The following is a 17,048-nucleotide window of genomic DNA, read 5'->3' on the forward strand; positions in this document are numbered from 1 at the left end:
ACGCTTTCTCTCATCGCCAATCCTGATAACAAACAGGCAAACTCCTAACGCGTCGCTATTAATAAAATAATATTAACAATTTATCCGCTGCACTAGCCCATTGCCCATTGCATATTTATCAACGCCTGCTTAACTGCAAAAACTGCTGATGACAGCAGTATTCGCACAACCACGGAAGGAATCGTTATGAGCAATTCAACTGGCCATAGCATGCCCCCTTATGGGGTGGCCATCCAAAGCGCGATCAAGGCAGGCAACCTGCCGCAAATGAAAACGTTGTTGAAACAACGCGATGCATCCAAGCCAGAACCCAAAGAACTCAGTAGCGCGTACGAGCAGTTGGCTAAGGAAGTCGCACGCCTGGAACAGCACTAAGCACTGTTTCCGCTCCCCTATTGCAATGGAGGCAATAATTATGTCTGGTTCTTCTCAACAGTCTGTCGGCTTATTCCCACTCTGCTATCAAATTGGTACTCAGCAACCGGGTGCACAAAACCTGGCGCTCAATCTGCTGGTGTTTACACCTGAGCAAACGGTAAGCGGTACTGCCGCAATCACTCAAGCAACCAACCCGCCGCTGGATGTGCATTCCGATGTCTGGGGTGAGTACACCTACATGACGGTGATGAAACCCGGCGTCAGCAAAATCCTCATCACCGTTCAAGGCAACCAAGGTGGCCCGAGTTCTAACTCCATCGTGAATTTCAAGTTGCATCTGGTGGTCGGTAGCGACTGGAAAGCGGGCGTCGCCAACTACGAGTATTTCAATGGTCAGCGCTGGGTCAAGGTCAATGCGCCCGCCCATCTCGTCGAGTCAGTGCCTTCCAGGGCCTATCCACTGCCGCTGGAACCCGGCCCGGTCATCCTGCCGTATCCGCCGATCATGCCGCTGTACGCCGCGCCGATTCAGAGTGCCATCGCCAGCGGTGACCTGGCCCAGATGAAAAATCTGGCGAGCCTTGCCAAACAACAACTGGACCAGCAACCACAGCTGCAAAGTGCGCTTGAGGCCGCCAAGGGCGAAATCAGCAGGCTGGAACGCCGCTGACCGGCAACTGAATGTGCCTGGCTTGTCCTGAATACAATTAAGGGAGTTGCACCATGTCAATTGGACTTTTTCACACGCGCCTCAACGTTTCCAGCTCGCTACTCGGCGCACCGGTTTTAACCCTGGATCTGCTGGTGGATACCGTCAACAAGAAAGTCAGCGGTGTTGCGAGCATTTTTCAAAGCACCTATCCACCCCTCAACTTTCGTGCCCGGGTATGGGGTGAGTATTCCGAGGCCAAACTGACCGCCGATACGGAAAACCACATCATCCTCACTTTGGATGGCAGCCCGAGTGGCCCTTACAGCCAGATCGCCCAGACCTTCGACCTGCGCGGCATTCTAGGCGCCGATTGGGCCAGCGGTTTTGCCGACTACAAGTACTACGATCAGGACCACTGGACGACAGTCAGACACGCGGCTGTCAGCCAGGCCCCGGCTCAGCACCCGGAGCATCCGTCACATGTTGTGCGCCCGCTCTACGCCGTCGCCGTGCAGCAAGCGCAAGCCAGCGGTGACCTGGCGCAGCTGAAAACCGTGGTGAGCCAAGGCGAACAACAACTGGCCAACAGCGGTGCCTTGCGCAGTGCGCTGGAGCAGTTGCAAGCAGAAATCACCCGACTGGAAGCACGCTAACCGGCAATGCCCGGGCTGGGTCAGATCACCACTGACCGAGCCCGGGACTTTTCAACCCCAGAGGTAAATCCACTCGCGCCGTTGATGCTAAGGAAGGCGCGAACACTTCGATGGATTCGTGCCGCGTACGTGTCTGTGCGCAAGGATTTCCCATGTCAGACAATCGCCCCGCCCGCTACCTCAGTGAAACCGACCTCAAACGTTACGTGCCGGTCCATGTGGTCTGGGAAATCACCCTGGCCTGCGATCTCAAATGCCTGCATTGCGGCTCCCGCGCAGGCCATCGACGCCCGGATGAACTGAACACCCGGGAATGCCTGGATGTCATCGATTCCCTGGCGGCACTCGGCACCCGCGAGATCACCTTGATCGGCGGTGAAGCCTATTTGCGCAAGGACTGGACTCAGCTGATCCAGGCGATCCACGATCACGGCATGTATTGCGCGATACAAACCGGTGGCCGCAACCTGACGCCGGCGAAAATGCAGGCGGCAGTGGATGCCGGGCTCAATGGCGTCGGTGTTTCGCTGGATGGACTGGCCCCGCTACATGACGCCGTGCGCAATGTTCCGGGCTCGTTCGACAAGGCTATCGATACCCTGCGACGCGCCAAACAGTCGGGGCTTGCCGTGAGCGTCAACACCCAGATCGGCGCGGCCACCCTGCCCGATCTGCCCGAACTGATGGACTTGATCATCGAACTCGGCGCCACCCACTGGCAGATCCAGCTGACGGTCGCCATGGGCAATGCCGTCGACCATCCAGAGCTGCTGTTACAGCCCTATCAACTGCTTGAAGTGATGCCGTTGCTGGCACGCCTTTACCGCGAGGGGGTTGATCGCGGCCTGCTGATGAACGTGGGCAACAATATTGGTTACTACGGCCCTTACGAGCATATGTGGCGTGGTTTTGGCGACGAGCGCGTGCACTGGAGCGGCTGCGCGGCCGGGCAAACCGTGCTGGCACTCGAAGCCGACGGCACCGTCAAAGGCTGCCCTTCATTGGCAACGGTGGGCTTTTCGGGTGGCAATGTGCGCAACATGAGCCTGCACGATATCTGGCACTACAGCGAAGGCATGCACTTCGGCCGTCTGCGCGGTGTCGAGGATCTGTGGGGCTACTGCCGAAGCTGCTACTACAACGATGTCTGCCGTGGCGGCTGTACCTGGACGTCGCACTCCTTACTCGGCAAACCCGGCAACAATCCCTACTGTCACTACCGTGCGCTGGATCTGCAGAAAAAGGGACTGCGCGAACGAATTGTCAAACTCGAGGACGCTGCGAAAACCTCCTTCGCCGTCGGACGCTTTGACCTGATTACTGAACGCATCGACACCGGCGAGAAGGTCAACAGCGTCAGCGACAGTGGCCAGGTGATCAAACTGGCCTGGGCGAACCAGGGCCAGAAATCGCCTGACGAAGGACGTATTCCGCCACAACTGGCGCTGTGTCGTGGCTGCTTGCAGTACATCCATGCACACGAAGTGACCTGCCCTCACTGCGCTGCCGATGTCGCTGCCGCAGAAGCCGAGCACCATGTCAACCGCGCCCGGCAACAAACCATCCTCAATACGCTGACCGGGCTGCTGGGATTGCCGCAAAGCAACTTGATGTAGCGAGGCCTGAATACCAGGGGGCAACTCGCCCCCTGCAATCTTTTTTCCACCGGTAATAACGCTCGCTCGCAGCAAACAAAATCATCTAAAAAAACCACACCTGTCAGCCATAATTAGCCCCCTGCTACTCGATAGCTGAACGTCTTTCCCATGGCTTACCCACACGGGCACGCTGGAATAAATAGTGCCCTTTCCCTCTGCGTTCCTGGAGCTGACGATGAAAATCAATCCCTACCTGATCTTCAACGGTGATTGCAAAGCAGCCTTCACGTTCTACGCGCAATGCCTGCAAGGCACCCTTGAAATGATGATGACCTTCGGCGAGTCGCCGGCCCGCGATCAAATTCCGGCGAGTAGCCATGACCTGATCATGCATACCCGGCTGGTGGTCGGCGACCAGGTCCTCATGGGCTCCGACACCACACCTGAGCGGCCCTACCACGGCATCAACGGTTGCTTTGTTTCGCTGAATGTCACCAGCATCGCTGAAGCCGAGCGGATTTTTACCGCGCTGGCGGACCGGGGCACCATTCAAATGCCGCTGGAGGCGACGTTCTGGGCCGCACGCTTCGGCATGCTGGTTGACCGTTTCGGGGTGCCATGGATGGTTAATTGCGAAGCCGACAAGTAAAACGCTATTCGATGAGTGCAGTGCTGTTCACTTAAGCCGGTGTTTCAGGCACAACCGCAGTTGTGGCGAGGGAGCTTGCTCCCGCTGGGGCGCGAAGCGGCCCTGAATTGGGTCTGCTAGGCAGTCCAGCGGGAGCAAGCTCCCTCGCCACAGATACTTCTCAGGCATCGACGCGCTTGCCCTGGAACCTCGCCCGGTAACGCCCCGGACTCTCTCCGGTCCACTTCTTGAATGCCCGATGGAACGCGCTGGGCTCCTGAAAACCGATCTGCTCGGCAATCGCGGTGATGCTCGATTGGCTCTGGCGCAGTTGTTCAAAGGCAACACCGCGGCGTACTTCGTCCTTGATCTCCTGGAATGAACAGCCTTCACGCTCCAGTTTTCGGCGAACGGTGCTGGGGCTCAAATGCTGTTCGATCGCAAACGTCTCCAGGGTCGGCCATTGGCTGTAATGGCTGTTGCGCAAACGCTGATGAACCTGCGATGCCAGGCCATGCTGGTTACGGAAACGAATCACCAGCCACTGCGGTGCACTGCGCAAAAATGCCTTGAGTGAAGCAAGGTCCTGAACCACCGGCAATTGCAGATAACGGCTGTCGAACTCGATCTCGGTGCGCTCGGCGCCGAAGGTCAGGTTGGCGCCCCAGAGCAATGAATCATCATTGAGCGACAACCGCTCATGACGAAAGTCCGCACGATCGATGGGAATGCGCCGCCCGCCGAGCCAGCACAGCAGGCTGATCATCAACACCAGGAACGTCTCTTCACCGAAGTGTGCGACGTCGCTGTTTTGCGCCTGAGTCTGCAAGCTGATGACTGCACGCTTGCCACGCACCGTTAACGTGCCGCGAAAATCCCGCAGGAACAGGCCGAAATTGGCCAGGCACTGACGCATGGCTTTTTCCAGCGTCGGTTCCTGGATCAGTGCCCGACAGATCAAGGCGAAACTGCCCGGCGGCATGCCGTGGGAGTCCAGCTGAAAGAACTCGTCGTTCAACTCACGAATCTGCACCAGCCATAACGCAGCAAAAGCAGTGGCCGGCACCCGTGCTGTAGGCTGATCCATCAGTGCCGGATCGATTCCCACCTGCTCGAGTACCGACCGCAGACGCTGCGGATTTTCACGCAGGGCATGGATCATTGGATACATGAAATAGACCGCCACCGAATCCGTATCCCGCATGTGATCGTCTCTCTCCTCAGCATCTGAAAGTGGCAAAAAACGCCATCACCGTTGAACAGTTCCGGCATAGGCCAGCGGCGTTGCTGATTCTAGACTCGTACCCAACAAAAAAGACCTCTTTCAGGAAAACCACATGAACCCTTCCGATATTTTTGTTGTGAGCGCGGTCCGTTCTGCCATCGGCAGTTTTGGCGGTTCACTCAAGGATGTGCCGCCTATCCAGTTGGCAACCGACGTGTGCCGCGCAGCCATTGAACGTTCAGGCCTGGCGCCCGAACTCATCGGTCATGCGGTGATGGGCCATGTGATCCCGACGGAGGCGCGCGACGCCTACATTTCACGGGCCGTGGCGATGAATGCCGGCCTGCCGAAAGAGACCCCGGCCTTCAACGTCAACCGCCTCTGCGGTTCGGGTCTGCAGGCGATTGTCAGTGCGGCACAAAGTCTGATGCTCGGGGATGCCGGGGCAGCGCTGGCCGGTGGTGTCGAGTCCATGAGCCGTGGTGCCTACTTGTTGCCACAGGCGCGCTGGGGTGCACGAATGGGCGACATTCAGGGCATCGACTACATGCTCGGCGTGCTGCAAGACCCGTTTGCCGGCTTCCACATGGGCATCACCGCAGAAAACATCGCCGAGCACTACGGCATCTCCCGTCAGACCCAGGATCAACTGGCGCTGCTCAGCCAGCAGCGTGCCGCCAGGGCGATTGCCGAAGGGCGTTTTGCCGGGCAGATCGTGCCGATCGAAATGGCGAGCCGCAAAGGCACGGTTTCGTTTGCGACGGATGAGCATGTACGGGCAGAGGTCAGCTTCGAGCAATTGAGCGGCATGAAACCCGCATTCAAAAAAGACGGCAGCGTCACCGCCGGCAACGCCTCCGGCCTCAATGATGGCGCTGGCGCGCTGATCATGGCCACCGGGCAAGTTGTCCAGGAACAAGGCCTCAAGCCGATGGCCCGACTGGTGGGGTATGCCCACGCCGGGGTTGAGCCGTCGATGATGGGACTTGGACCGATTCCCGCCACTCGCCTGGTGCTCAAGCGCGCGGGCCTGACCGTGGCCGACCTTGATGTCATCGAGTCCAACGAAGCCTTCGCGGCCCAGGCCTGTGCCGTGGCGCAAGAGCTGGGCTTCGATCCCGAGAAGGTCAACCCCAACGGTTCGGGCATCTCGCTGGGCCATCCAGTGGGCGCCACTGGCGCAATCATCGCGACCAAGGCCATTCACGAACTGCATCGGATTCAGGGACGTTATGCCCTGGCGACCATGTGCATTGGCGGCGGCCAAGGCATTGCCGTGTTGTTCGAACGGGTTTGACGGAAAGGACATGACGATGAATCTGCAGAACATTGGCGTCATCGGCGCCGGCACCATGGGCAACGGCATTGCGCAAATCTGCGCACTGGCCGGTTTCAACGTGACCTTGCTGGACATCTCCGAAAGCGCCCTGCAAAAAGCGCTGGCGACCGTGGGCAAGAACCTCGACCGGCAGGTCGCCAAGGCCTCGCTGACCGAGGAGCAAAAGCTCGCGGCATTGGACAAGATCCGCACCAGCACCGATTACAGCACCCTGCACAATGTGCAGTTGGTGATCGAGGCCGCGACCGAAAACCTCGAACTGAAACTGCGGGTGTTGCAACAGATCGCCGCTCAGGTCAGCGCCGACTGCGTGATTGCTTCCAACACCTCATCGTTGTCGATCACCGAGCTCGCCGCCAGCGTCAGTTCGCCGGCGCGTTTCATCGGCCTGCACTTCTTCAACCCGGTGCCGGTGATGGGGTTGATCGAAGTGATCCGCGGCCTGCAAACCAGCGACGCCACGCACACCCTGGCCCTGGAACTGGCGCAACGCCTGGGCAAGACCGCGATCACCGCCGGTAACCGTCCGGGCTTTGTGGTGAACCGGATTCTGGTGCCGATGATCAACGAAGCGATCCTGGTGTTTCAGGAAGGCCTGGCCAGCGCCGAAGACATCGATGCAGGCATGCGCCTGGGTTGCAATCAGCCGATAGGTCCGCTGGCGCTGGCCGACCTGATTGGCCTGGATACCTTGCTGGCGATCATGCAGGCCTTCTACGACGGCTTCAACGACAGCAAGTACCGCCCCGCGCCGCTGCTCAAGGAAATGGTCGCCGCGGGTTACCTGGGACGCAAGACCGGCCGTGGCTTCCATACCTATGGCTGAGCGCTGCTCACGTTTTGCCGAGAGCCGGGACAAAGCCCTGGAGCTGTTCGCCAGCAAGGGCTTTGGCCAGGTCGGCATGCGTGAGCTGGCAGCCTTCCTGGGGCTTGCCCCAGGCTCGCTGTATCACCATTACCCGAGCAAGCAGCACTTGTTGCTCGACTTGATCGAAGAGTTTTACGAGGAGCTGCTGGCGACCCTCGGACGCCTCGAGCGACAGCCGCGAGACCTGCGTGACAGCCTGCACGACGTCATCCATGCGCACCTGAGCCTGCATCGGGAAATGCCCTGGCATTTTCGCCTGGTGGAGCGCGACTGCGGTTGTCTGAACGAGGATCAGCAAGTGCATGTTCGGCAGTTGCAGGAGCATTACGAACGGCAATTGCTGATGATCCTCTGTCCCTCGCGCCGATTCAGTGAACAAGGATTACTGGCTGCCGGACACACCATTGCCAGCATGCTCAACAGCGCACCCAGCTGGCTGGCGCTGCACCCGCTAGAGGATCGGGAACGCAACGAACTGCTGGAGAACCTGCTGACCGGGGCCATTGCAGGTTTGCTGGCCCATACCTCCTGCGATCTGCCAGTCCTTCAGACAATAGATCCGCTCGCGGCGCCTCCGCCCTGGGCGCGACTCGGCTAAGCTGAAAGCTCCACCGGAGGATTTTCCAATGTGTGGAAGACTTTCGCAGTACCGAGGTATCCACGACTTCGTCGCGGCGCTGAGCATGCCCAATGCCCTGGTCAATACTGTGGGCGACCAGCCTCTGGGTCTGTACAACGTCGCGCCATCGACCCAGGTCGCGCTCTTCCACCTCGAAGGCGAAACCCTGCACGCTGACAGGGTACGCTGGGGATGGCGACCAGCCTGGTCGAAAGACAACTCTGTGCCGATCAATACCCGAGTCGAGAAAGTCGCACACGGCTCATTCTTCCGGGCGATCTGGCCGCACCGCGCCATCGTGCCCATCGATAACTGGTTCGAATGGGTTTATGAAGGCGGCCCGAATAAACAGCCTTACCTTATCCGGCGCCGGGATCGCGCTCCCATACTCTGCGCGGCCATTGGTCAGTATCCTGCGGGCGGCCGGGAACCGAAGAAGGACGATGGTTTTGTGATTTTCACCGCAGACAGTGGCGGTGGCCTGGTCGATCTGCATGATCGGCGACCGGTGGTGCTGTCACCGGAGTTGGCCCGCGAGTGGCTCAACCTGGCGATGCCCAAGGAGAGCGCCGAGCAGATGGTGCTGCACCAGGGCGAGCCTGCCGAAACCTTCGAGTGGTTCAAGGTGGATATGGCAATCGGCAACGTGAAAAACCAGAGACCGGATCTCATCACGCCGATCGGTAAGATCATCACTGGCGATCACAAAAGCAATGGCTGATCGGGTGGCGACACCGCGGTTTCTCGACTAGGATTTTCGCGGTATGGAAACGTGTCGCGCTGTTAGCGAGCACTTGGTCTGGGAGACGAAAATGAACCCGATTCGAATGGCCGAGCGGACCTATCGCACTTGGTCCAGCCCGATCCTGCTTGAGCTCAAAGAGAGGGAACATCAGCTGCAACCTTCAGACCGCCAGGCACTTGAAAATGTGATGGTGGAGAGAAGACTTCTGAACACCGGTAATCCTGCCGGCAAGGATCGACGCAAACCTGAGTCGACTGATAACGCCTGACGAATGAGCCCGCTATAAGCGGGCTCTTTTTCGTTTGCGCGGCTGGAAGGCAGACCGACACACTCATCCGGATGATCGCCTCACTGTGTATTGGGAACGGCTTTCGTTCTGGATGAACGGGCGGGTAATGACGCGGCGTAGGCCAGCGCTTCTTCTCGACTGCCAAAGGACCCGAGCCGGTCGCTACGGGTACAGACCTTCCAGAGACCGCTGTTGACGCTGACCACTTGATAACCGTTCATCTGCATTTTGCTAAGCATCGGAGCACTCATAGTCACCTCCATTCGAGTACAGACAGTCCGAACCTAACTTACACCCGGTTTAGCGTTCTGTGGGCTCAATAGGTTGAACGGTCGAATGATCCGAGGCGTACATATGAAACATCTTTCACAGTGATTTCGACGCTTGGCGGATATATTCCTCGCCGCTCATTCAAGAAACTTTCAGCCCGCCTCCTCCCGCGGGCTTTTTTTTGGTTTGCCCGGCGAAAATCCAAGTCTAAACCGCCGCAAAAATATCCTTCATCGCCGCGTACTGCAGCAGCATGATGGTTTTCGCGTCGACGATCTGCCCACTGTAAAACGCCTCGAGTGCCTCATCGAACTTCAGCTCCAGTACCTCAAGGTCCTCCGTTTCAACCTCCAGCCCACCACCCGATCCGACGCGTGAAGCAGCATCATATTCAGCCACAAAAAAATGCAGTTTCTCGGTCACCGACCCGGGGCTCATGTAAGCCTCAAAGACCTTCTGTACGTCATGAACGCGATAGCCGGTTTCCTCCTCCGCTTCAGCGCGAATGCGTTCTTGCGGTGAGGCGCCTTCCAGCAACCCCGCCGCCACTTCAACCAGCAAGCCGTCATGACCGTTGACGAAGACCGGCAACCTGAACTGGCGGGTCAGTACGATGGTTTTTTGCGCGCGATTGAACAGCAGAATGGCGGCACCATTGCCACGGTCGTAGACCTCACGGGTTTGTCGCTGCCAAACGCCATTGTTGCGCAGGTAATCGAAAGTGATTTTCTTGAGCAGGTACCAGTCGTGGGACAGCACCTGGGACTCGATGATGTTGACGCGCTCAGCCGTGTTCGACATGACAATCCATCCTTTTTGTTGTCAGAGGGCGCCATGGTATTCCATCGGCGCGGTGGCCGCAGCGACGGCAGATACAAAAAAAGCCCGGCATCGCCGCCGGGCTTTCGGTTCCAATCCTTTGGAACCTGTTGGGTATCACTCTACGAGCGAAGCCTTACTTGAAGTCCACATCGAAGGCTTGATAGAAGGCGTTGCCGGTGTTGGCGACAATCCACAGCAGCACAATGACGTGATGGCCTTTTTTGCCTGCTGGCAACTTCACTTCATGTTCGACTTTGGCTTTGAGTTCGCTGCTGTGCGCGTAATAAGGCACCTGGGTGTAGAAGTCTTCCGCAAACGGTTTGGCTTCGAGTTGCGCACGGCTGATGCGCTGTTTCGGGTCCCAGCCATCCTTGGTGATGAACCAGCTGTAGCCACGGGTGGTATGAGGCGCGGTGTACTGCCAGGTGACATGAAAGGCCTGGCCCGGGTTCACGTTCAGCAGTGGCCAGGTAAATGGGCGATTGAGCTTTTTGCTCATTTCCTCGTTGGTGAAGTTGATGCAATCACGAGCATCAGCCTTGCCACCGCTGAGGATAAAACCATCAGCCGGTGGGGCGACGCTGTCGCTGTCCGTCTGATACGGTGCGGGGAAAGGCCCGGCGGTCAGTGACGGGAAGTTCTTGCCGCCTTCCATTTCGTTGACCTGCCACCCTTCCAGGAGCCCGACTTCCATAGCGACAGAGCCGCGGCTGGCAGGGGTAGTGACACGACCATGTTTGAGTTGCGCTTGTGTTTGTGGCTTGTTCATTTTTTCACTCCGTTGATTAAGAACGTTCCTTCCTGAGGAACGCTTTCAACCTAACCGAATGACAGATGAAGTCCATGGCCGCTTTTTTCGCGCTCCAATCGCGCTTTTGAGCCGAACCCAATAAATACTGGTTATCCATACAGTTAAATGTATGAATTCGTACGTTGAGACTGGCAAAAGTACTACAACACAATCCCGCAATCGGAACGATTCCCATCAGGAAGGCTGCGCGTCACTGGTATTCACTTCGTTAACAACACGCGGTAGTCTCGGTATCGGTTGCCCAAAAACCGTTACAAGGACGTCACGAATGAAACTGCGCATCGAGATATCGCAAAACCCGCTACCCGAAGAACGCCAGGCGATTATCAACCCCCTGCGCGCCTACAACATCGCCCATGCCGGCGAAGGTCACTACCAGGAAATCGCCCTGCTGGTTCGAGATGAACAGAGCGACGAAATCCTCGGCGGGCTCTACGCAAAACTGTTTTATCAGTGGATGTTCATCGACTTGTTGTCAGTGCCCGAACAGGCACGCGGACAGGGCACCGGCTCACGGCTGATGCACATGGCCGAAGAGCTGGCACGGGAGAAGAACTGCATTGGGATCTACCTCGACACCTTCGAATTCCAGGCACCGGAGTTTTACAAGAAGCTGGGGTTTACCGAGATTGGGCAGATTGCCGATTACCCACCGGGCAGCAAGCGCTTCTTTTTTCAGAAACGCCTGACGGCCGCCGAGCCAAACACCTGACGGTCACTGACTCACAGACAGGTTGCCAGTGCTGCCAATCGGCGCTTGGCAACCCAGTTGTCCTGAGTGGCGTAGTACTTCAATGCGCCGCTTTGCACGTCGATGAAGGCCTCGGCCGAACGGGTGTAAACCGTAAAACCGCCAGTTTCGCCGGGTTGCAGGTAACCGCTGGCGTCGACACCGAACACCGCCTCGTCCTGCCAGGCAAACTGCACGCACTGGGCGACGACCAGATCAGGCTTGCTCGAGGCGAGCGTCTTGTAGGGGCTCTGGGAGCGCGCTTCTTTCATCGTCGATCCCGCGCAACCCGCCAGCAACACGCCAGCCAGCGCCACCATCAAAATACGCATTGTGTTTCCTTATTCGCAAAACGCTGACTGTATCACCGCAAGCGGCTACTCCGAAGCGCCTGGCAAGGTTCTTCCTCATGGCGCTGCTCTGCTTTACTTGATGCGTTACTTGATATAGTTCGCGACAGCCCGCGCCGATTCGCGCACCCTGTCGCGCCATAATTGGCGCGTCGCGCCGAGCAACTTCCTCCGGAAAGCCCATGCCCCCCAATGCCGAGTTTTACAAACCTTCCACCGACTACGCCGACAAGCTGATCAGCCAGATCGGTCAGACTCCGTCGTGGATCGCCAAACGCATTGGCGTGACCGACAAGCGCATTCGCTACATCCTCGATGGCGAAAGAACCGTCAAAGGTGAAACCACGCCGATCCAGATGACCTACACCGAGCAGTTTGCACTTGAGTGCCTGGCCGCCGAGGCCAAAGCCAACAAGAAAAAGACCTCCTGACCCGCGTCAAGGCAAACGCCCTCAAGACGCGCATACTTTCTTTTTGACAAGGACGGTCCATGGCCTCCATCGACTCGCAGCACGAACTGGCGCTGCAACGATTTCTCAATGCACGACCGGCGTTACGCGAAGAGCTCGATCACCTAAACCCTCTGGCCGCCCAGGCCAAAGGCGAAACCATGGCGCAGTATCGCAACGAACGACTGCATGAAGCCTACGAGGCGGAGGCCGAGCGTCTGGGCCTGTTTGCCTGGGAACTGACATTGCAATTGACCGTGGCCACTGTTGAGGACTATGAAGCCCAACGGCTGGAGGTGCACAAGGAAGTGGCGCAAATGGCCGGCATGGACTGGAAGGAATATCGCAAACTGCATGGTATCGAGAGTTGACGAATGCTGCCGTCTTCACCTAATCGCGCCCACACACCGGGCCTGTTGCACGTGCAGAAATGGCGCGGCCGGATCGGTATGTTGCTGGTAGCGAGCCTGTCAGTGCTGGCTGGCATGACCGACGCTATCGGCTTTATGGCCACTGGCGACTTCGTCTCCTTCATGAGCGGCAACACCACTCGCCTGGCGGTAGCGATCAGCGGCGCAGATCTGGGCATGACCTTGCGGTTGCTGGTGCTGGTCGCCATGTTTGTCGTCGGCAACGCCTTGGGCATTGTAGTCAGCCGATTCAGCGGCCGACGCGCCCTGCCCTTGATGCTGTGCGTCGCTGCGCTGTTGTGCGGCGCCGCTGCATGGCCATTCGAGGCTAAATTACCGGCGTTGCTGGCAGCGATCATCGCCATGGGGATGCTCAACGCCGCCGTCGAACAGGTCAACGGCTTTCCGGTCGGGTTGACCTATGTCACCGGCGCCCTGTCACGCTTTGGGCGCGGTCTGGGACGCTGGTTGCTCGGCGAACGCCGCAATGGCTGGCGGGTGCAACTGATTCCGTGGACCGGCATGTTTGCCGGCGCCGTCCTGGGCGCAGCGCTCGAACACCATCTCGGCCTGCAAGCCCTGTATGCCAGCGGTCTGCTGGCCGGCGTCCTCGGTGCTGTTTCACTGAAGATTCCACGGCGTTGGCAGATGGGCTATATGCCGCGCTGAATCGCCCTTCGCCGCACTGGCGATAAAGCTTTATCATGGCCGCAGATTTGTTGTCAGAGTTCATCATGAAGTTCGCCATTGCGCTGTTTTCCGCCGCACATGCGCCCTCCTCGCGCCGCGCCCTGCTGTTTGCTCAGGCAGCGCTGGCCGGTGGGCATGAGATCGTGCGGCTGTTTTTCTACCAGGACGGCGTTTACAACGCGTCGAGCAACGTCGTTACGCCACAGGACGAGCAGGACCTGGCACTGCAATGGCGCAACTTCGTCAGCGAGCACCAACTCGACGGCGTAGTGTGTATTGCTGCAGCCTTGCGTCGCGGTGTGCTGGATGAAGCAGAAGCCAGGCGTTATCAGCGCACGGCAATCAATGTCAGCGCACCGTGGGAATTGTCCGGGCTCGGGCAGTTGCACGATGCGGTGCAAGACGCCGATCGCCTGATCTGTTTTGGAGGGCCATGAAACATGCCTAAATCGTTGCTGATTATCAGCCGGCAGGCACCCTGGTCTGGCCCAAGCGCCCGTGAAGCGCTGGATATCGTACTCGCTGGTGGCGCCTTCGATTTGCCGATCGGCCTGCTGTTTCTCGATGACGGCGTGTTCCAGCTCGCCACCGGGCAGGACGCCAAAGCCGTGCAACAAAAAGACCTCAGCGCCAACCTGCAGGCGCTTGGGTTGTTTGGTATAGAAGACCTGTACGTGTGTGGCGACAGCGCAACCGCACGCGGCCTGGTGCCGACGGCCTTGAGCCTCAACCCGTTGCAGGTGCTGGCTGCTGAGCAAATCTCGGCTGTTATTGACCGTTATGACCAAGTGATCACCCTCTGATGTCGACTTTGCATGTGTTGTCTCACTCGCCGTTTACCGATAACCGGCTGACCAGTTGCCTGCGCATGCTGGGTGCGAGCGATGCCCTGCTGCTCAGTGGCGATGCGGTCTACGCCTTGCAGCCCGGCACCGCGCCACTCAGCGCACTGCAAGCACACAGCGAAACCTTGCGCCTGTTTGTCCTCGACGAAGATGTTCAGGCTCGCGGCCTGCAAGTGCCCGACTGGGTCAAAAGCGTCGACTATCCGGCCTTCGTCGAACTGTCGATTCACTACGACAAGGTCAACAGCTGGTTATGAATTCGCTTACCGTAGGCGCTCGTCGCATCGATCTGGACAAGGACGGTTACCTGGTTGATCTGGGTGACTGGTCCGCCGAAGTCGCCACAGCGCTGGCTGCCGCCGAAGAACTTGAGCTGAGCCCCGAACACTGGGAAATCCTTGAGCTGCTGCGCGGCTTCTATCAGGAGTTCCAGCTGTCGCCGGCCACTCGCCCGCTGATCAAATACACCGCGCTGAAGCTGGGCCCGGACAAGGGCAACAGCCTGCACCTGAACCGATTGTTCAAAGGCACTCCCGCCAAACTTGCCGCCAAGCTGGCGGGCCTGCCCAAACCGACGAATTGTCTATGACCGATTTCGCCCCACTGATCACTGAAACACCTGCCGAACACCCTTTCGCGCAGTTCGTGCGGATTCTCGGCAAAGGCAAACGCGGCGCCCGCAGCCTGACTCGCGAAGAGGCCCGCGAGGCCATGGGCATGCTGCTCGACGACAAGGTCGAGGACACTCAACTCGGTGCCTTCCTGATGCTGTTGCGGCACAAGGAAGAAAGCCCGGAAGAGCTGGCAGGTTTCACCGAAGCCTTGCGCGAGCGGTTGAACGCGCCAGCGCTGGGTGTCGATCTGGACTGGCCGACCTACGCCGGCAAGAAGCGCCACCTGCCGTGGTACCTGCTGGCGGCCAAGTGCCTGGCGCAAAACGGCGTGCGGATCCTGATGCATGGCGGTGGCGCACATACCGCCGGGCGGCTGTACAGCGAGCAACTGCTCGAACCATTGCAGATCCCTCTGTGCCGTAACTGGCAACAAGTGGGTGAGGCGCTGGAGCAAGGCAACCTGGCGTTTATTCCGTTGGGCGACTGGGCGCCGCAACTGCAACGGATGATTGACCTGCGCAACACCCTCGGCCTGCGTTCGCCAATCCACTCGCTGGCGCGAATTCTCAACCCGTTGGGCGCTCGCTGTGGCTTGCAAAGCATCTTCCACCCCGGCTATCAGGGCGTGCACCGCGACGCCAGCGGCTTGCTGGGCGATAACGCGATCGTGATCAAGGGCGATGGCGGTGAGATCGAGATCAACCCGGATGCCGATAGTCACTTGTACGGCACCACTGGCGGTCAGAGCTGGGACGAGGAATGGCCGCAGCTGTCGGCGCAACGCCACGTCAAACCGGCGAGCCTGGACCCGGAACACTTGAAAGCCGTATGGCGCGGCGACGTGGTCGACAGCTACCCGCAAATGGCGCTGATTTCGACCATGGCCCTGGCCTTGCGCGGTCTCGGTACGCCGCGTGATGAAGCCTTCGTCAAGGCTCAGCAGTTCTGGGATGCTCGCGACAAATCTATTTAATCGATCATTAACGCCCAACCTTTGCGCTTTTTGTTCGAAGGGATCGGATTAGACTCAACTCCAACGTTTAACGACTTTGGAGTTCAAGATGGGTTTGCTGATCGAAGGGCAATGGCGTGATCAGTGGTACGAAAGCAGCAAGGACGGCGCGTTCCAGCGCGAACAAGCGCAGCGCCGTAACTGGCTGACCGCCGACGGCAAACCCGGCCCCAGCGGTGAAGGCGGCTTCCCTGCACAAGCGGGTCGCTATCACCTCTACGTGTCGCTCGCCTGTCCCTGGGCGCATCGCACACTGATTCTGCGCAAGCTCAAAGGCCTGGAAAGCCTGGTCGATGTGTCGGTGGTCAGCTGGCTGATGCTGGAAAACGGCTGGACCTTCGACAAGGCCTTCGGCTCCACGGGCGACAAGCTCGACCACCTCACGTTCATGCACCAGCGCTACACCGCCGATACCGCCGACTACACCGGCCGCGTAACGGTGCCCGTGCTGTGGGATAACCTGCAAAAGCGCATCGTCAGCAACGAATCGGCGGAAATCATCCGCATGTTCAACAGTGCGTTCGACGGTCTGACCGGCAATGGCCTGGACTTCTACCCGCAACCCTTGCGCGCTGAAATCGATGAGCTGAATGCACGGATTTATCCGGCGGTGAACAACGGCGTGTATCGCGCCGGGTTTGCCACCTCGCAAACGGCTTATGAAGAAGCCTTTGATGAGCTGTTCAGCGAACTCGACTGGCTGGAAAACCGGCTGGGCGAGAAGCGCTACCTGGCCGGCGAATACCTGACCGAGGCGGACATTCGCCTGTTCACCACGCTGATTCGCTTCGACGCGGTGTATTACAGCCACTTCAAGTGCAACCTGCAGCGGATCGCCGATTACCCGAACCTGTCGAACTGGCTACGCGAGCTGTATCAGTGGCCAGGGATTGCCGACACCGTAGACTTTGCCCACATCAAGGGGCATTACTACGCGAGCCATCGTACGATCAATCCGACCGGCATTGTGCCGAAAGGACCGGCGCAGGATTTCACCGTCGCCCATGATCGGGAGCGGTTGAGCGGGAAAGGGGTTTGGCGCAAGGCCTAG

The 17,048-nt window shown here is 58.7% G+C and carries 25 protein-coding genes; 20 read left to right on the forward strand and 5 right to left on the reverse strand.

The annotated features are described in order from the left end of the window. The first annotated feature begins 186 nt into the window (after positions 1-186). From AABM55_RS16915 to AABM55_RS16935, 5 genes are all read left to right on the forward strand, one after another. Complete coding sequence (locus AABM55_RS16915) at positions 187-375, forward strand: DUF1843 domain-containing protein (protein WP_347927062.1); 189 nt, start codon at positions 187-189, stop codon at positions 373-375. Positions 376-415: 40 nt separating this feature from the next. Then, complete coding sequence (locus AABM55_RS16920) at positions 416-1,048, forward strand: DUF1842 domain-containing protein (protein WP_347927063.1); 633 nt, start codon at positions 416-418, stop codon at positions 1,046-1,048. Positions 1,049-1,101: 53 nt separating this feature from the next. Continuing rightward, positions 1,102-1,683 carry a DUF1842 domain-containing protein gene (locus AABM55_RS16925; RefSeq protein ID WP_347927064.1) on the forward strand — a complete coding sequence of 194 codons (582 nt, stop codon included), beginning with the start codon at positions 1,102-1,104 and terminating at the stop codon, positions 1,681-1,683. A 152-nt stretch (positions 1,684-1,835) separates the two neighbouring features. After that, a complete protein-coding gene (locus AABM55_RS16930) occupies positions 1,836-3,299 on the forward strand; it encodes a GDL motif peptide-associated radical SAM/SPASM maturase (RefSeq protein WP_347927065.1) in 1,464 nt (487 codons plus the stop codon). Between the two features lie 217 nt (positions 3,300-3,516). Then, positions 3,517-3,930 carry a VOC family protein gene (locus AABM55_RS16935; protein ID WP_347927066.1) on the forward strand — a complete coding sequence of 138 codons (414 nt, stop codon included), beginning with the start codon at positions 3,517-3,519 and terminating at the stop codon, positions 3,928-3,930. Positions 3,931-4,090: 160 nt separating this feature from the next. On the opposite strand, the gene AABM55_RS16940 is transcribed toward AABM55_RS16935, so the two are convergent. Then, the gene (locus AABM55_RS16940; protein WP_347927067.1) at positions 4,091-5,113 is read right to left on the reverse strand and encodes an AraC family transcriptional regulator; all 1,023 of its coding nucleotides are present in this window, start codon (positions 5,111-5,113) and stop codon (positions 4,091-4,093) included. A gap of 133 nt (positions 5,114-5,246) precedes the next feature. Between AABM55_RS16940 and AABM55_RS16945 the strand changes: the two genes are divergently transcribed. The 5 genes from AABM55_RS16945 to AABM55_RS16965 all read left to right on the forward strand — a co-directional run bounded on the left by AABM55_RS16945 (position 5,247) and on the right by AABM55_RS16965 (position 8,973). Continuing rightward, on the forward strand, positions 5,247-6,431 hold the full coding sequence (locus AABM55_RS16945) for an acetyl-CoA C-acyltransferase family protein (protein WP_347927068.1): 1,185 nt from the start codon (positions 5,247-5,249) through the stop codon (positions 6,429-6,431). A gap of 16 nt (positions 6,432-6,447) precedes the next feature. Further along, positions 6,448-7,299, forward strand: coding sequence for a 3-hydroxybutyryl-CoA dehydrogenase (locus AABM55_RS16950; RefSeq protein WP_347930049.1), 852 nt, complete (start codon positions 6,448-6,450; stop codon positions 7,297-7,299). Beyond that, the gene (locus AABM55_RS16955; RefSeq protein ID WP_347930050.1) at positions 7,286-7,939 is read left to right on the forward strand and encodes a TetR/AcrR family transcriptional regulator; all 654 of its coding nucleotides are present in this window, start codon (positions 7,286-7,288) and stop codon (positions 7,937-7,939) included. The genes AABM55_RS16950 and AABM55_RS16955 overlap by 14 nt, the downstream gene beginning before the upstream one ends. A 28-nt stretch (positions 7,940-7,967) precedes the next feature. After that, a complete protein-coding gene (locus AABM55_RS16960; RefSeq protein WP_054597824.1) occupies positions 7,968-8,681 on the forward strand; it encodes an SOS response-associated peptidase family protein in 714 nt (237 codons plus the stop codon). 91 nt (positions 8,682-8,772) lie between these two features. Beyond that, a complete protein-coding gene (locus tag AABM55_RS16965; RefSeq protein WP_054598363.1) occupies positions 8,773-8,973 on the forward strand; it encodes a hypothetical protein in 201 nt (66 codons plus the stop codon). An 80-nt stretch (positions 8,974-9,053) separates the two neighbouring features. On the opposite strand, the gene AABM55_RS16970 is transcribed toward AABM55_RS16965, so the two are convergent. From AABM55_RS16970 to AABM55_RS16980, 3 genes are all read right to left on the reverse strand, one after another. After that, on the reverse strand, positions 9,054-9,245 hold the full coding sequence (locus AABM55_RS16970) for a hypothetical protein (protein ID WP_054597825.1): 192 nt from the start codon (positions 9,243-9,245) through the stop codon (positions 9,054-9,056). Positions 9,246-9,471: 226 nt separating this feature from the next. Continuing rightward, positions 9,472-10,065, reverse strand: a complete 594-nt coding sequence (locus AABM55_RS16975) for an NUDIX domain-containing protein (RefSeq protein ID WP_054597826.1) — start codon at positions 10,063-10,065, stop codon at positions 9,472-9,474. 154 nt (positions 10,066-10,219) lie between these two features. Beyond that, on the reverse strand, positions 10,220-10,855 hold the full coding sequence (locus AABM55_RS16980; RefSeq protein WP_347927069.1) for a lytic polysaccharide monooxygenase auxiliary activity family 9 protein: 636 nt from the start codon (positions 10,853-10,855) through the stop codon (positions 10,220-10,222). Between the two features lie 310 nt (positions 10,856-11,165). Between AABM55_RS16980 and AABM55_RS16985 the strand changes: the two genes are divergently transcribed. Beyond that, positions 11,166-11,609 carry an N-acetyltransferase gene (locus AABM55_RS16985; protein ID WP_054597828.1) on the forward strand — a complete coding sequence of 148 codons (444 nt, stop codon included), beginning with the start codon at positions 11,166-11,168 and terminating at the stop codon, positions 11,607-11,609. A gap of 11 nt (positions 11,610-11,620) precedes the next feature. Here the strand turns inward: AABM55_RS16985 and AABM55_RS16990 are convergent, their stop codons facing one another. Further along, on the reverse strand, positions 11,621-11,959 hold the full coding sequence (locus tag AABM55_RS16990) for a hypothetical protein (RefSeq protein WP_054597829.1): 339 nt from the start codon (positions 11,957-11,959) through the stop codon (positions 11,621-11,623). 200 nt (positions 11,960-12,159) lie between these two features. Between AABM55_RS16990 and AABM55_RS16995 the strand changes: the two genes are divergently transcribed. The 9 genes from AABM55_RS16995 (at position 12,160) to AABM55_RS17035 (ending at position 17,048) form a co-directional block, all read left to right on the forward strand. Then, entirely contained in the window at positions 12,160-12,408 is a 249-nt protein-coding gene (locus AABM55_RS16995) for a hypothetical protein (RefSeq protein ID WP_347927070.1), read from the forward strand. Between the two features lie 59 nt (positions 12,409-12,467). Beyond that, entirely contained in the window at positions 12,468-12,797 is a 330-nt protein-coding gene (locus tag AABM55_RS17000) for a DUF6388 family protein (protein ID WP_347927071.1), read from the forward strand. A gap of 3 nt (positions 12,798-12,800) precedes the next feature. Further along, the gene (locus AABM55_RS17005) at positions 12,801-13,505 is read left to right on the forward strand and encodes a YoaK family protein (RefSeq protein ID WP_054597831.1); all 705 of its coding nucleotides are present in this window, start codon (positions 12,801-12,803) and stop codon (positions 13,503-13,505) included. A gap of 65 nt (positions 13,506-13,570) precedes the next feature. Then, a complete protein-coding gene (gene tusD, locus AABM55_RS17010) occupies positions 13,571-13,963 on the forward strand; it encodes a sulfurtransferase complex subunit TusD (protein WP_024264676.1) in 393 nt (130 codons plus the stop codon). Between the two features lie 3 nt (positions 13,964-13,966). After that, positions 13,967-14,329 carry a sulfurtransferase complex subunit TusC gene (gene tusC, locus AABM55_RS17015; protein ID WP_347927072.1) on the forward strand — a complete coding sequence of 121 codons (363 nt, stop codon included), beginning with the start codon at positions 13,967-13,969 and terminating at the stop codon, positions 14,327-14,329. Continuing rightward, positions 14,329-14,628, forward strand: a complete 300-nt coding sequence (gene tusB / locus AABM55_RS17020) for a sulfurtransferase complex subunit TusB (protein WP_347927073.1) — start codon at positions 14,329-14,331, stop codon at positions 14,626-14,628. The genes tusC and tusB overlap by 1 nt, the downstream gene beginning before the upstream one ends. Then, the gene (locus tag AABM55_RS17025) at positions 14,625-14,960 is read left to right on the forward strand and encodes a TusE/DsrC/DsvC family sulfur relay protein (protein ID WP_054597834.1); all 336 of its coding nucleotides are present in this window, start codon (positions 14,625-14,627) and stop codon (positions 14,958-14,960) included. Before tusB ends, AABM55_RS17025 begins: the two co-directional genes overlap by 4 nt. Beyond that, entirely contained in the window at positions 14,957-15,958 is a 1,002-nt protein-coding gene (locus tag AABM55_RS17030; RefSeq protein WP_054597835.1) for a glycosyl transferase family protein, read from the forward strand. Before AABM55_RS17025 ends, AABM55_RS17030 begins: the two co-directional genes overlap by 4 nt. An 88-nt stretch (positions 15,959-16,046) precedes the next feature. Next, entirely contained in the window at positions 16,047-17,048 is a 1,002-nt protein-coding gene (locus AABM55_RS17035) for a glutathione S-transferase family protein (protein ID WP_347927074.1), read from the forward strand.

This window comes from Pseudomonas helvetica, assembly GCF_039908645.1.
In the GTDB taxonomy this organism is placed as follows: Bacteria; Pseudomonadota; Gammaproteobacteria; order Pseudomonadales; family Pseudomonadaceae; genus Aquipseudomonas; species Aquipseudomonas helvetica.